Here is a 14,280-nt window from a genome sequence, read left to right as displayed (position 1 = left end):
TCGCACCGTCATTTCGGGAGGCCACGATGCACATCGAGCAGGTCGCCAGCGGACTCGGCTGGCCGGAGGGGCCGACGGTTCTGCCAGATGGTCGGGTCGTCTTCGTCGAGAGCTACCGTAGCCAGCTGACGGTCTGGAGTCCCGACGGAGTCGGGCGCTACGCATACACAGCGGGGGCGCCGAACTCGAGCGTCCTTGGCTCCGATGGCGCGCTCTACGTCTGCCAGAACGGCGGGACGGTGGGGCCGTGGCGGGCGGCCGAGATGAGTGTTCCGTCGATTCAGCGGGTCGATCATGAGGGGGGATCGGCTGAGGTCCTGATCACGGAGATCGAGGGCATCAAGCTCAACGGACCCAACGACCTCGTGTTCGGGGCGGACGGGCGCCTGTATTTCACGGATCCCGGGACCTACAACCCGGCAGCACCCGATCCAAGCTACATCTTCGCGCTCGAGCCGGACGGGACTGGCCATGTCATCATCGCCTTCCCGGCCCCGGTCTTCCCCAATGGACTGGCGATCGAGAGGGATGGGTCAATTGTCTGGGACGAGTCCTACACTGGGCATGTTCGACGGCTGCGCACAGGTTCGACGGACATCGAGGATCTCGGTAAGCTGCCCGGCGCGAACCCGATCCTGGACGGTATGAAGATCGGCGCGGATGGGCGCTTGTACGTGACCGACATCACGGCCGCGGGCATCCACGTCCTGCAGCCCGACGGCACCGTGGATGAATTCATCGCGTGCGGAAACGCGGCAACCAACTGCGCCTTCGACGGCGAGAACCTGTACATGACCGACGCCGGCGTTCCGGCCGATAGCGCGGACCCGTCGTTCGGCGGGGCGCTCTGGCGGATCGCGCTCGGAAGAACCGGTCAGCCGCTCCATCCTGGGAAGATCGGCTGATGGCGGATCGAACGCCATTCCCGGGTCTCCGTCTGGACGGTTCCATCGCCCTGGTCACCGGGGGCGGGTCTGGCATCGGCCGCGAAACAGCGTTGACTCTTGCCGACCTCGGCGCCGATGTCGCGATCTTTGACATCACGCCCCGTGCAGCGGAAGGCGTGGCCAAACTCATCCGCGCAACAGGACGACGCGCGGTCGCGGTCGAAGGCGATTCTGCATCCGAGGACGACGTCCGGCGAGCCTTTGAGACCACCCACACCGACCTTGGTGATGTCGACATCGCGATCGCCTGCGCCGGGATCCTCGGCGACTACCAGCCCATCGACGCGACGTCGGTCGCGCACTTCGACAAGGTCATGGCCGTCAACGTCCGAGGCGCCTTCCTGGTCATTCGCGAGGCGGTGCCCCAGATGCGCCGACGTGGCCACGGAGCGCTAGTCGTGCTGTCGAGCCTTGATGGTCTTCAGGCCGAACCAGGAATGGCGTCCTACTGTACGTCCAAAGGCGCCCTCCTCAATCTTGCCCGGGCCGCAGCCCTGGACCTCGCCCGGGAGGCGATCACCGTCAACGCGGTCTGCCCGAGCGTCACCTTGACCCCCCTCCTCGAGGGACGTCTGGCGACGCTGCCCGACGGCGCCGCCGTGCTGGAATCCTTCGCCTCCAAACATCCGCTCGGGCGGGTCCTGACCTCGCGCGACATCGCCGCCGCGATCGCCTTCCTCGTATCACCGCTTGCGACGGGGATCACCGGCGCAGCGGTGCCGGTCGATGCCGGCAAAGGGGCTGCCTGGGACGACTACGTGACGCCCCCTTGGCTGAGCAAATGAGCACTGCACCCGCCCCGCGCCCGGAGCTCGGTGACCTCGGGCAGATTGCGAGTGGCCGGTTGGTAAGACTCGGCGACGGCGCTGAAGACGGCGTCCGCGCGATCGATGTCCGCGTCGCCGGTGGGATCCACGCGCTGGTGATCGCAGACCGGGGCCTGGACATCGGTCAGGCCTGGTGCTCCGGATATCCGCTCGCCTGGCAGTCGCCGACGGGAATCGTCCACCCGTCCTATTTCCGCGACGATGTCTGGTTGCGCTCGTTCCACGGCGGCCTGCTCTTCACGGCGGGCCTCCAAAACGTTGGCTCGGCTGTCCGCGACGGCGATGAGCATCATGGCCTCCACGGTAGAGTCTCGAACCTGCCGGCTCGCAACGTGACGGTCGACACCGAGGAAGACGAACGAGGCCTGGCCGTGGTCGTCCGCGGAGAGGTTCGCGAGACCACCGTCTACGGCGTCGACCTTGTACTCCATCGAACGCTCCGATTCCCGGTCGGTGATCCACGGATCGAGCTCAGCGATGAGATCGAGAATCGTGGTTACCTTCCTGCGCCCGTGTTTGTCCTTTACCACATCAACGTCGGCCACCCGGTCGTGGCTGCCACATCTCGTCTGTTCGCTCCGCCAGCGGAGGTTGTCGGCTGGGACGACGTCTCACGGGCCGCTGAGCCCGACCATGACCGGTTCGCGCCCCCGACGCCGGGCTTCCCGGTGCAGGTCTTCGAGCATCGTCTGGCGGCATCGAGCCCGGATCGCGTCCGGGTGGGGATCATCAACGAAGGGTTCGAGCCGAGCGGCGGGATCGGTGTCGCGGTCGAATACGACCGACGGTCGCTGCCTCGTCTGTGGCAGTGGCGGATGCTCGCCGAGGGCATCTACGTGACGGGCATCGAGCCGGCGAACTGCGCACTGTTCGGGCGCGTCGCCGAACGCGAAGCCGCGCCGCTGGATGAGCTCGCTCCGGGCGCTCGTCGCGCGTTCGGGGTCACGCTGCGCGCCGCGATCGGGCCCGCCGTGAACCAGCTGGAACTGGGAGCCTGACCATGGAGTTCCTCGTGCACATCGAAGTCCGATGGCCAGCCGATGGCGATCCCAACGAGCTTCAGCGGCTGACTACTGCCGAGCGTACCCGCGCGCGCGAGCTGGGCGAGGCCGGGATCATCAGCCGCCTGTGGCGCATCCCGGGACGGCGGGCGAACTGGGGCCTGTGGGTGGCGCCCAACTCGACGGAGCTGCACGCGGCCATCGCCTCGCTCCCCTTCTACCCGTGGTTGTCGGTCGAGGTTCATCCCCTTGCCGCCCATCCCAACGATCCCCATCCCGAGCCTGGAGATCCACGATGAGCTTTCCTGACGACGATCTGGCGATTCCCGCCGGATTCGTCGGCTCACTGTTCGACCTGCGCGACCGGGTCGCGGTTGTCACCGGCGCCGGCAGCGGACTGGGCGCAGCGATCTCGATCGGGTACGCCCAGGCCGGAGTGACGGTCGTCCTGGCCGACATCAACGAAGAGGGCGTCGAGGCCACGGCAGCGACCATCAGCGAGCAGGGTGGTACGGCCCACGTTCGCCGGCTGAACGTCACGTCCAAACCCGAGGTCGATGCCCTCGCCGACTCGGTGGTCGCCGAACTCGGTAGGGTCGATATCCTCGTCAACAGCGCGGGCACGGCCTATCGCTCGCCCGCCGAGGAGTTCCCGGAGGACCGATTCGACTTCATCGTGGAGCTGAACCTCAAGGGCACCTACCTGTGCTGCCAGGCATTCGGCCGGAAGATGCTGGGTCAAGGCTCGGGCAGCATCATCAACCTCGGCTCGATCGGGTCCTTTGTCGGATATCCATGGGCGAGCGCGTACCTTGCCTCGAAGGGTGGGGTGCTCGGGATCACGCGCGGCCTGGCTCTCGAATGGCGCGACCGGGGGGTTCGCGTCAACGCCATCGGCCCAACCCTGATGGACTCCCCCCTGACTCGCGAGGCGGCCCAGCGGACGTCCCTGACCGCGGATTTCATCAAGGCGCGGATGCTCCGCCCACGGTTGGGTCTACCGCGCGAGCTGATCGGTGCGGCGATCTTTCTCGCGAGCGATGCCTCCGAGCTCGTCACCGGGCACACGCTGATGTGCGACGACGGCTACTTGACGGCGTAGGGGGACACGATGGCCGACCTCGACCGGATCACCCGCATTCGGGTGGCGACGATCATCCACACCCTCGAGGTGCCGATCCATTTCGGCACATGGGTCATGCGCCATCGCGAGTTTGCCCTCGTCCGAATCGACGCGGAGAGCGGGCTGCGCGGCTTCGCGTATTGCCTGACGCGGGATGGCCCGCTTGCGGCGATCGTCGACCGGACGATCGCTCCGGCCTACGTTGCCGAACCGCTCGACGATCCGGAGCGACTGTTCTTCAAGGCGCTCTGGGCGAACAACGCCGTGCACGCAGCAGGCATCGGGATGCGGGCCCTGTCGCTCGTGGATCTCGCCGCATGGGACCTCGCCGCCCGGGCGGCTGGTCAGTCCATCGCGGCCTTTCTCGGCGGTGGTCGTGAGCGGATGCCCGCGACCGCGATCGTCGGCTACCCGCCGTCGATCTCCGCAGAGGCGACCGTCGCCCAGATGGCCGGCCTGTGGGACAGAGGTTGGCGCCGGTTCAAGCTGCCGATCGCCCCGACCCAGGATGGTTCCATCGAACGTCTGCGTGCAGCCCGCGAGGCGTTCCCCGAGGCGTGGCTTGGGATCGATGCGAACTTCCTGCACAAGACGGCAGCCGACGCGGTCGCCTTCGGAAGGCGACTCGATGGTTTGAACATCGGCTGGTTTGAGGACATCGTCCCGCCCGGCGATGCGGCGATGGTCGCCGAGATCCGAAAGGGGATCGCAACGCCGGTCGCGATGGGCGACGAGCAGGGCGGCTCGTACCATCCGCAGGCGCTCCTGAAGTACGACGCGGTCGATGTCAATCGGGTGGATGCCACGACCAACGGTGGGATCACCCGCTTGCGTCCGATCGCCGCGGCGGTCGCGGCGGCCGGCAAATTCCTGTCGCCTCACATGTACCCGCACATCCACTCCCAGGTCCTGGGCGCCCTCGGACATACAGAGTCTCCGATCGAGTGGGGGATCCCGGGCACCGGCGTCCATCCGATGGACGACAGCCTCGCCCAGCCCGTGGTCCGAGATGGGTTGATGGATCCCTTGCCCGAGTCGCCCGGCTTCGGTCGCCTTGTGGATCCGGCCTGGATTGCCACGCAGACCGTGGTCGATCCGGACGGCCTTCTCGACGACCTATGAACCCTGAAGGGAGCACCTCGTCCTGATGGCCGCGATCACTCGACCACATCACACCGGGCTTCAGGTGCGCGACCTGGAGCGGTCCGTGGCGTTCTATCGGGACGTGCTCGGGTTCGAGGTCGTGTTCGCCTGGAACCCGCAGGCCCCCTACATCGGCGAGCTCGTCGGCTACCCTGAAGTGGATCTTCACGCGGCGATCCTGCGACCCCCCGATTCCGAGGTCTTTCTTGAGCTCCTCGAGTACCGGAATGTCGAGCGGATGCCTGTCGACACCCGGACCGCGAATCCGGGGACCGCGCATACCGCCTATTTCGTGGACGACCTCGACGCGCTGTACGCGGACCTCGTCGCGAAAGGCGTGGAGTCCGTTTCCGCGCCGGTGACTCCGACGATCGGACCGAACAAGGGGGGACGCGCCGTCTACATGATCGACCCGGACGGGATTCGCGTCGAGCTCATCCAAACGAAACAGTCGTTCAGCGACTATGCTTCCGAGGAGGCGCGATGACGGACGAGTCGTCAGGCGCCCAGCCCAGGCCTCGGACGACGCCCGGCGCCGATCCTGCCTCGCCGGGCCCGCTGAGCGGTCTCCGGGTCATCGATGCCGGCGTGCTTTTTGCCGGCCCGGTTATCGGGACTCTTCTCGGGGACTTCGGCGCGGACGTCATCAAGGTTGAGCATCCTCGGGGTGATGCCCTGCGAACGCTCGGCTGGCAGAAGAACGGCGTCTCGCTCTGGTGGGCGTTTGTCAGCCGCAACAAGCGCTTGGTGTCGCTCAACCTGAGCACGCCCGAGGGCGCCGCCCTGCTCAAGGAGCTGATCGCCGACGCCGACGTCCTGATTGAAAGCTTTCGTCCGGGAACCTTCGAGCGATGGGGCCTGGGCCCGGACGTGCTGCACGCCATCAACCCGAGACTCGTGATGGTGCGCACGAGCGGGTTCGGTCAGACGGGCCCGTACAGTCCGCGGCCAGGGTTCGGGACGGTCGCCGAATCGATCAGCGGATACGCTCACATCAACGGTCAGCCGGACGGTCCACCAACACTCCCGCCGTTCGCGCTCGGGGACGGCGTCGCCTCCCTTTTCGGGACGTTCGCGACCATGTTTGCGATCTACCACCGCGACATACACCATGCGCCGGGGCAGGTGATCGACCTAGCGATCTATGAGCCACTGTTCTGGATTCTTGGGCCGCAGGCGCTCGTGTACGACCAGCTCGGGGTGGTGCAGGGGCGGACCGGTAGTAGCACCGAGTGGACGGCCCCGCGGAACGCATATCGGGCCAGCGATGGACGTTGGCTCGGGATGTCGGCGAGCTCGCAGTCGATCGCGGAGCGTGTGATGAAGCTCGTCGGCCACCCCGAGGTTGCTTCAGAACCATGGTTCGCGGACCACACGGGCCGGATCCTGCACCAGAAGGAGCTTGACCTCCTCATCGGTGGCTGGATCGCACAGCACACGGGCGCCGAGGTGATGGCTACCTTCGAGGCCGCCGAGGCCGTGATCGGACCGATCTACTCGATCGCCGACATCTTCGAGGATCCGCAGTACCAGGCCCGCGAGACGATCACGACGGTCGATGATCCGAAGCTTGGCCGGGTTCGGATCCAGAACGCGATCCCGCGCCTCGTGGACACGCCCGGCAAGGTGCGATATCTCGGCGGCGAACTGGGCGAGCACAATCAGGAGATCCTCGGTGACGAGCTCGGGCATTCTGACGCGGAACTCGAACGTTGGCGCTCGGCCGGAGTGATCGGTGGCCCAGACACGATGACTTCGACTCGTCCCAACGGAGGTGAGGCATGAGCGCTCAGACGGACGCCGATCCACGACCCGCCTGGTATCGCCGGATGCTCGAGATCCGGCGCTTCGAGGAGAAGGTCCAGGAATTGTTCATGGGTGGCCATATCCAGGGCACCACCCACCTCTGTCAGGGCCAGGAGGCAGTCTCGGTCGGCGCCATCGCCGCGATGCGCCCAGACGACGTCCTCACGAACACCTATCGCGGCCACGGCCAGGCGCTCGCGCGTGGGATGGCCCCGGAGACGGCCTTCGCCGAGCTCATGGGCCGCCGGACTGGCGGCTCGGGCGGCGTCGGGGGCTCAATGCACCTCGTTGACTTCTCCATGGGCAACATCGGTTCGAACGCGATTGTGGCGGCCGGCCTGCCGATCGCGGTCGGGGCCGCGATGGCCTTCAAGCTCCAAGGCCAAGCTCGCGTCGCGCTCACGTTCTTCGGCGACGGGGCCACCAACATTGGGACCTTCCACGAAGCACTGAACATGGCCGCCGTCTGGTCTGCCCCGGTTGTATTCATCATCGAGAACAATCTGTACGGGGAGTACACGCCCCTTCGGGCAACCACTCCCATCGACGACCTTGCCCGTCGGGCGGACCCGTTCGGGATCCCGGGGACGATCGTGGACGGGCAGGACGTGGAGGTCGTCCGCGCGGCGGTCGCCGTTGCGGTCGAGCGGGCCCGGGCCGGCGACGGGCCCTCGCTCCTCGAGATGAAGACCTACCGGTACCGCGGGCACAGCCGGTCGGACCCGGCCAAGTACCGGCCCGACGGCGAGCTCGAGCACTGGCAGGCGCGAGATCCGATCGCTATCCTCGGCAGGCGGCTGGCGGCCGAGGGGACCCTCACAAGCGATGCGCAGGCGGCCCTATCCACCGAGGTCCAGCGGGACATCGACGCTGCTGCTGAGCGGGCCTTGGCGGCCCCGTATCCGAACCTGGAGGAGACCGCGCGTTATGTCTACGCAGATTGACCCAAGCGCGCGCGATGCGGACGTCCGGGTAGCCGAGACGGTGGAGCTCACCTACCGCGAGGCAATCAACGCGGCTCTGCTCGACGAGATGGCGACGAATGCGGCCGTCGTCCTGATGGGGGAAGACGTCGCGAGCGACGGCGGCGTGTTCAAGACGAATGTCGGGCTCTTCGAGCGGTTCGGACCCGAGCGCGTGATCAACACTCCGATCTGCGAGAACGGGTTCACCGGGGTGGCCCTCGGGATGAGCCTCATGGGGCTCCGTCCAGTCGTCGAATTCATGTTCAGCGACTTCCTGCCGACCGCCGCCGATGCCATCGTCAACGAGCTCCCCAAGTACCGCTTCATGAGCGGCGGGAAATGCTCTGTCCCGGTGACCATCCGCTCAGTCTCCGGCGCGACGGGTCGCTTCGGCACGCAACACTCGGCGACGGGCGAGAGCTGGTTCATGGGTTTGCCGGGCCTGCGGGTGGTGACCGCCGCGACACCCGGCTCTGCCTACAGCCTGCTCCGGGCCGCGATCCGGGACGACAACCCGGTCATCTTTCACGAGCACAAGGGGCTCTATGCCAGAAAGGGTCCGGTGGAGCGGGGCTCGGTCGCTGAGATTGGTCGAGCGGCGGTCCTCCGCGAGGGTGGTGACGTGACGATCGTTGCCACATTGCTGATGGTCGAGCGAGCGCTTATGGCCGCCGACGAGCTCGCCGCCGCAGGCGTCGAGGCCGAGGTCATCGACCTGCGCTGGATCAGGCCACTCGACCTGCCCACGATTCGCCATTCGGTCGACCGCACCGGCCGACTGCTCGTCGTCGAGGAGCAGGTTCATGCCGGCGGATGGGGCGCGACGATCATCTCGCTGCTGGCCTCCGGTGGTGTCGTGTGGCGGGCCGCCCCACAGGCAATCAGCCTTCCGGGGCACCTGCTTATCCCGTATAGCCCACCGCTCGAGGACGAGATCGTGCCGAGTGCCGTGGCTATCGAAGCCGCAGCGCAGGCATTATGTCGTCATGGCTAGGCGGCCGGAGCGCGCCGGCTCTTCGCAGGTGAAGGTCAGGACGCAACGATGACCGCTCCCGCTCGGAGCGAAGTTCGATGCCAAATCTGAAGGATGTTGCTCGTCTCGCCGAGGTCGACCCGTCGACGGTCTCGCGCGTTCTGCGAGGCGATCCGCGTCAGGCCGTCCGCGATGACACGCGCGAACGCATCCTTGGTGCCGCGCGGGCGCTCCAGTATCGACCAAACGCTCTGGCTCGCGGACTCCGAACTCGACGCACCGACACGATCGGTCTCGTTATCCCGAGCCTCGACAACGTGGGGTTTAGCGAGGTCATCCATGGGATCCAGGCCGCAGCCGCTGAGGCGGGCAAGTTGGTCATGGTTGTCGAGGCGAACGCGCTCCGACGGATCGGCGGCGAAAGCGAAGAGCACTACGCGCGCTTGATCTCCGACGGAAGAGTCGACGGCCTGATCGTCGCCTTCGCGACACTTGATGACCAATTCGTCGCCCAACTGGCGGAGCGGGCGCTGCCGCTCGTGCTCGTCAACCGCCGGACCGTCGGCATCCACGGCTCAGTCGTGGTCAACGACGAAGTCGGTAGCGTCAAGGCCGTCCGCCACCTCATCGAGTTGGGGCACCAACGGATCGCGTTTGTGGGACTCGACGCGGATACTGATACCGCCCGGCGACGCGAACGCGGGTACCGTCGGGCGATGGGGCAGGGCGGTCTCGAGGTTGCAAGCGCCTGGGTGGTCAAGGCACCGCCGACCGAGGAGGGCGGGCGCGACGCGATCGCTCGACTCCTCGCAGTGCCGCCGAATGACCGCCCGACCGGAATCTTCGCGGCGAGTCTTCTCGAGGCAATGGGGGTCCTCGCCGGTATTCGGGAAGCGGGATTCCAGATCCCGAGCGACATCTCCCTCATCGCGTTCAATGACCATGCGTTGGCGGCCCACATGTCGCCGCCGTTGACGACGATCCGGATGGCGAACTTCCGGATGGGCCAGGAGGCGGTCCGAATGCTTCTCCGCGCAGTCGAAGGTGGATCGGTCGAGGACCGCATGATCGAGGACGAACCCGTGGTCGTGGTGCGGGCATCGACCGGGCCGCCTCCGCGGCCGGATCTGTCCGTCTAGGGCAGCGGCGCGGAGTCGAATGGCGATGTCCGATGAGAGAGATCCCCGGCCCGACGCCCCTCCGATCGGAATCCTCGATGGCATGCGAGTGATTGAGGTGTCGGCTTTTGTAGCCGCACCGCTGGGCGGGATGACTTTGGCCCAGCTAGGCGCTGACGTCATCCGCGTCGATCCCCCTGGTGGTGGCATCGACTATCGTCGCTGGCCGCTCGCTCTTGGCGGCCAGAGCCTCTACTGGTCGGGTTTGAACAAGGGTAAACGCTCCGTTGCGCTCGATCTCGCCAGCGAGGAGGGCCAACGGATCGCAGCTCGACTCGCAACGGCGCCGGGCGAAGGAGGAGGGCTCTTCTTGACGAATTTGCCGGCTCGTGGCCCACTCGCGTACGAGGCGCTGCGGGCAGTCCGACCGGATCTCATCATGGTCTCCGTGACTGGTGATCCAGATGGTACGAGCCAGGTGGACTACACGGTCAATGCCGCGACCGGATATCCATGGTTGACCGGGCCTCCGGACGCGGATGGTCCGATCAACTCGGTCCTACCCGCTTGGGACATCGCCACGGGGACCTTGGCTGCGGTCGCCCTCCTCGCTGGCGAGCGCAGTCGCTTCAGGACGGGCCGCGGCCGACTCATCGAGATCGCGCTCTCGGATGTCGCTCTTGCCATGGTCGCCAACCTCGGTCGGTTCGCCGCATCGGAACTAGGCGCCGCGCAAGAAGAGCGTGAGGGGAACCATCTGTATGGGGCCTTCGGACACGATTTCTCCACTCGCGACGGGCAACGGCTCATGGTCGTCGCGATCACGCCTCGCCAATGGACGGCCCTGGTCCGTGCGACGGCGACGATCGAGCCCATGGAGGCGCTTGAACGCGCGATGGGTCTCGACCTCCGAACCGAGAGCGATCGGTACGCGGCCCGCGAGCGGATCGTGGGACTCCTGGCTCCGTGGTTCGCGGACCGTGATCTCTCAGAGATCCGCGAGTGCCTCACGAAACACCACGCAACCTGGGCGCCCTACCAAACGATCAGCGAGATGGTCGCACACGACCCACGAGCTTCACTTGCGAATAGCATGTTCGCGGAGGTCGAACACCCGGGTGTCGGCCGTTATCGGATGCCGGCGTCGCCTCTGCGGATCACGGGGAGTCAACGAGCCGTCCGTCGCGCACCGATCCTTGGCGAGCACACGGATGAGATCCTTACGAGCATCTTGGGAATGTCGAGAGCCGAGCTCGCCATCCTGCGTGACGCCCGGATCGTGGCGTGAGCTCGCTCACTGGCACCGGCGACCGACCCCCGTGGAGCTTCTGATTCGGCGGGCGACGATGGTCGTCATCAGCCCCGGGTCGGCCACGTTCGCTCAAGGAAAAGCTCGATGAGCTGATTTGTGTGGTCTGCTTGGCGCAACTCCGGTTCATGTCCTGCCCCTGACAGCACGTGGAGCCCAGCTCGCGTCAGGCGGGCGAGCTCAATGCCCTTCTCGAGAGGGGCAATCGCATCGGAATCGCCGTGGATCACGAGGACGGGACAGGCGATCGCAGACGCGACCCGTCGCGCTTCGTCCCTATCGAGGCTCGGCGCGTCGATCGTCGCGGCCACGATCTCAGGGGTGGTCTGGAGGCCCATCTCGACGAAGTGGCGGACGTAGCTCTCCGAGTTCGGCTCCGTGAAGCACTGGTGCATGAAAAAATCAAGAAAGCCCCACCAATCCTGATTCCAGTAGTGGCGGTTCCATTTCCCCCAGCCCTCGTGTGAGGTCCGGGGCTCATCGAATGTCGCGATTGCGGCGGTCCGCGCTGGACTGTTCGGCGCAACCGGTAGGCTCGATCCGATGAAGACGGCGCCAGCCACCCGATCTGGGTGGTTGGCTGCGAGCAATGCCGCCCAGTTAGCTCCCGCGGAGACTGACATGATCGCCGCACGCTCCACCCCGACCGCGTCAAGGACAGCCGCGGCATCCTCCGCTCCCTCGGCATCAGCATAGGCGCCAGGTTCGACCGGTCGATCGGACGCCCCATTGCCGCGAGCGTCAAACGCCACCACCGTGTAGCGACTGGAGAAGTACGGAACCTGCAGACGCCAGAAGTCGGAGTGGACGATCGTCCAATTCGGGAGCAGGAGGATCGTCTGCTCTCCATCACCAAAGACCTGGTAGTGGATCCCGATCCCGTCACGGGCCACCCGGCCGTCCAGGCGCGCGGGAATGTCGACGAGCACCAGGCATCCTCGTAAGCAGATTGTGAACGGGTGGAGCAGAACTTGGATCGGCCGCGGCTTGCGGTGCACGCGAAATCGAGACGTCAGCTGTGAGTCTCAGCGCTGGCCGGGCTGCGTCGGTCAGGACGCCAGTACCAAGCCCATCACCCCATCCGCCTCCATCGTCCCCGGATCATCGCCGACGCAGGCACATTAGGCCACCCTCTTCTCAGCGATCCGCGATCGCCTACTCGTCGACGGTCGTTCAATGAGGACTTCCGATCGGAGGGGGCGAGGGAATCCCCAACCTGAACTGGGTCCCCCGCGCTGCCACGCCCACGCCGCTCATCGCGCAACGTCCGTGGGATCCAGGAGGGACGTCGGGCGAGGGCCGTCGGCCGTGAGCGTGCTCGCCCGCTGCCGGGAGGGAGGTCAGATCCCTTCGCGTATCTTCGTGCGGACCCGCTCACCACCGGTTGCCATGCCTCCGAGTAGGTGCATGATCATGTACCCCGCGAGGCGGAGCGAAATCATGGCGGGGTTGTCATAGGCCGGAATCAGCTCGACGATATCGAGGACCGCGGGCTTCCGAGCCCCGATGAGCTCGCACGCGCGGAGGATCTCGTGGGAGGTGAGCCCACCTGGCTCCGGAGCGTCCGTCCCCGGCATCGCCGAGGCGTCGACGACGTCCGAGTCGAGGCTGCAGTAGAAGGCGTCCGTGCCGTCCGTGACGATGTCGAGTGCCTCATTGACGACCTCTCGGATGCCCCGATCCTCGATCTCGTTCATCCGATAGATCCGGATCCCGTTCTCGCGTGCGAACTCCCATTGCTCGGGTGGATTGAGCGCACCCCGCGCGCCGACGATCGCCACGTTCTTCGGGTCGCAGTTGTGCAGCTCGATCATCCGAGCGACGTGCGACCAATTCGTGAAGCGCTCGCCCGCGAAGTTCGGCTGGCAGTCGATGTGAGCGTCGAAGTGGATGTAGCCGAACTTGCCCGTGATCCGCTTTGAAAGTGCCGCCCCGATCGGGATCGGGATGGAGTGGTCGCCACCGATGCAGATCGGCATGGCGCCGGCGGCGAGGACCTCGTCGACGTACTTCTCGATGTAGGACCGACAGCGCGCGGCATCGGCGGGGATCATCGGGACATCCCCGACGTCGGCGAGGTGGAACTCGTCGAAGACGTTGATGTCGAAATCACGGAGGTACGGCAGGAACATCTCGGAGACATAGCGATGGCCCAGGAGCTGCAGTCCGGCACACACCGCGAGGATGACGAGCCCCGCATCGGCCGCCTCGCGGGATGATGGTCGCGGGAGGTCGCGATGGACGCCAGGCTCATCTCATTCGGGCTCATCGAGATCGGTGGGCGGCGCTTCGAGCACGATGTCGTGCTTGAAGGCGGCGTCGTGCGGCGTCGCAAGAAGGGAGTGTCGCGGGCCTACCGGGACCGGTATGGCCACACGCCGCTCTCGGCCGGCGAGGCGATCCCGTGGTCAGCCCGGCGGCTCATCATCGGGACGGGAGTCTCCGGTCAGTTGCCGATCATGCCCGAGCTGTACGAGGAGGCCCGCCGGCGCGGGGTGGAGATCGTCGCCGAGCCGACGGAGGTGGCCTGCCGGTTGCTCCAGGCGGCCGATCCGGGGGACGTGGCGGCCGTCCTGCACGTCACCTGTTGATGCGGCCGGTGACGACGATCTCGCGGCCGGAGCCAGGGTGGGCCACCCGGCTCGTGCCCTGCCCCGGGGCGCCGCAGAGGCGCGAGCCCGGATGTCGGTCCACTCGGTGCCGGCAGAGCACCGCCCCAGCGAGCTGCTCCGGTGACAGATCCGCTGGGAACGCGCCGCGCGGCTCGCGCTCGCGCCAGGGTCGCCGGCCCGGGATCGGGTCGAGGCCACGGAGCGGCGCATCGTCGCTGGCCTGCACGGGTGCGGGGTTGCGCCCAGCGCGTCCGCAGCCCACGATCGGGAGGGGTTCCCGGTGGTGGCCGAGGCGGGGACCGCCGCGGAGGCGATCCGCCGGAGGGCGACGATGATCGAGGATTCTCGCGACCGGCAGCTCAGGCTCGACGCGAGGGAGCTCGCAGCGCGCCCCCCGAGGGGCTCGAGGCGCTCTCCGCGGACATGATCGGGATCGACGACCCGGTCCGGATGTAC

General features: G+C 66.7%; 16 protein-coding genes. 13 read left to right on the top strand and 3 right to left on the bottom strand.

Features of this window, described 5'->3' with window-relative positions:
- Positions 1 to 26 precede the first annotated feature (26 nt).
- The 12 genes from IVW53_10810 to IVW53_10755 all read left to right on the top strand — a co-directional run bounded on the left by IVW53_10810 (position 27) and on the right by IVW53_10755 (position 11,191).
- Complete coding sequence (locus IVW53_10810) at positions 27 to 905, top strand: SMP-30/gluconolactonase/LRE family protein (GenBank protein ID MBF6606059.1); 879 nt, start codon at positions 27 to 29, stop codon at positions 903 to 905.
- On the top strand, positions 905 to 1,732 hold the full coding sequence (locus IVW53_10805; protein ID MBF6606058.1) for a glucose 1-dehydrogenase: 828 nt from the start codon (positions 905 to 907) through the stop codon (positions 1,730 to 1,732). Before IVW53_10810 ends, IVW53_10805 begins: the two co-directional genes overlap by 1 nt.
- Positions 1,729 to 2,772 carry an aldose 1-epimerase family protein gene (locus IVW53_10800; GenBank protein MBF6606057.1) on the top strand — a complete coding sequence of 348 codons (1,044 nt, stop codon included), beginning with the start codon at positions 1,729 to 1,731 and terminating at the stop codon, positions 2,770 to 2,772. The genes IVW53_10805 and IVW53_10800 overlap by 4 nt, the downstream gene beginning before the upstream one ends.
- 2 nt (positions 2,773 to 2,774) lie before the next feature.
- A complete protein-coding gene (locus IVW53_10795; GenBank protein MBF6606056.1) occupies positions 2,775 to 3,074 on the top strand; it encodes a muconolactone Delta-isomerase family protein in 300 nt (99 codons plus the stop codon).
- Positions 3,071 to 3,877, top strand: coding sequence for an SDR family oxidoreductase (locus tag IVW53_10790; protein ID MBF6606055.1), 807 nt, complete (start codon positions 3,071 to 3,073; stop codon positions 3,875 to 3,877). The genes IVW53_10795 and IVW53_10790 overlap by 4 nt, the downstream gene beginning before the upstream one ends.
- Positions 3,878 to 3,886: 9 nt before the next feature.
- Entirely contained in the window at positions 3,887 to 5,020 is a 1,134-nt protein-coding gene (locus IVW53_10785; GenBank protein ID MBF6606054.1) for a hypothetical protein, read from the top strand.
- A 25-nt stretch (positions 5,021 to 5,045) separates the two neighbouring features.
- Positions 5,046 to 5,528, top strand: coding sequence for a VOC family protein (locus IVW53_10780; GenBank protein MBF6606053.1), 483 nt, complete (start codon positions 5,046 to 5,048; stop codon positions 5,526 to 5,528).
- Positions 5,525 to 6,826 (top strand): CoA transferase, encoded by a 1,302-nt coding sequence (locus tag IVW53_10775; GenBank protein MBF6606052.1) that lies wholly within the window; start codon positions 5,525 to 5,527, stop codon positions 6,824 to 6,826. The genes IVW53_10780 and IVW53_10775 overlap by 4 nt, the downstream gene beginning before the upstream one ends.
- Entirely contained in the window at positions 6,823 to 7,791 is a 969-nt protein-coding gene (locus IVW53_10770; GenBank protein ID MBF6606051.1) for a thiamine pyrophosphate-dependent dehydrogenase E1 component subunit alpha, read from the top strand. The genes IVW53_10775 and IVW53_10770 overlap by 4 nt, the downstream gene beginning before the upstream one ends.
- The gene (locus IVW53_10765) at positions 7,775 to 8,806 is read left to right on the top strand and encodes an alpha-ketoacid dehydrogenase subunit beta (GenBank protein ID MBF6606050.1); all 1,032 of its coding nucleotides are present in this window, start codon (positions 7,775 to 7,777) and stop codon (positions 8,804 to 8,806) included. The genes IVW53_10770 and IVW53_10765 overlap by 17 nt, the downstream gene beginning before the upstream one ends.
- A 77-nt stretch (positions 8,807 to 8,883) precedes the next feature.
- Entirely contained in the window at positions 8,884 to 9,924 is a 1,041-nt protein-coding gene (locus IVW53_10760; GenBank protein ID MBF6606049.1) for a LacI family DNA-binding transcriptional regulator, read from the top strand.
- Between the two features lie 25 nt (positions 9,925 to 9,949).
- Positions 9,950 to 11,191 (top strand): CoA transferase, encoded by a 1,242-nt coding sequence (locus IVW53_10755; GenBank protein MBF6606048.1) that lies wholly within the window; start codon positions 9,950 to 9,952, stop codon positions 11,189 to 11,191.
- Positions 11,192 to 11,259: 68 nt separating this feature from the next.
- Here IVW53_10755 and IVW53_10750 read toward each other — a convergent pair whose 3' ends face one another.
- Positions 11,260 to 12,141: an alpha/beta hydrolase gene (locus tag IVW53_10750; protein MBF6606047.1), complete on the bottom strand. Its 882-nt coding sequence runs from the start codon at positions 12,139 to 12,141 to the stop codon at positions 11,260 to 11,262.
- Positions 12,142 to 12,552: 411 nt separating this feature from the next.
- Entirely contained in the window at positions 12,553 to 13,389 is an 837-nt protein-coding gene (locus tag IVW53_10745) for an agmatinase family protein (protein MBF6606046.1), read from the bottom strand.
- 60 nt (positions 13,390 to 13,449) lie between these two features.
- Between IVW53_10745 and IVW53_10740 the strand changes: the two genes are divergently transcribed.
- Entirely contained in the window at positions 13,450 to 13,803 is a 354-nt protein-coding gene (locus IVW53_10740; GenBank protein ID MBF6606045.1) for a hypothetical protein, read from the top strand.
- On the opposite strand, the gene IVW53_10735 is transcribed toward IVW53_10740, so the two are convergent.
- Positions 13,793 to 14,050: a hypothetical protein gene (locus tag IVW53_10735; GenBank protein ID MBF6606044.1), complete on the bottom strand. Its 258-nt coding sequence runs from the start codon at positions 14,048 to 14,050 to the stop codon at positions 13,793 to 13,795. The genes IVW53_10740 and IVW53_10735 overlap by 11 nt on opposite strands.
- Between the last annotated feature and the right edge of the window lie 230 nt (positions 14,051 to 14,280).

The sequence above is a fragment of the Chloroflexota bacterium genome (assembly GCA_015478725.1).
In the GTDB taxonomy this organism is placed as follows: domain Bacteria; phylum Chloroflexota; class Limnocylindria; order Limnocylindrales; family CSP1-4; genus C-114.
This window is presented reverse-complemented; position numbering and strand designations above follow the sequence as displayed.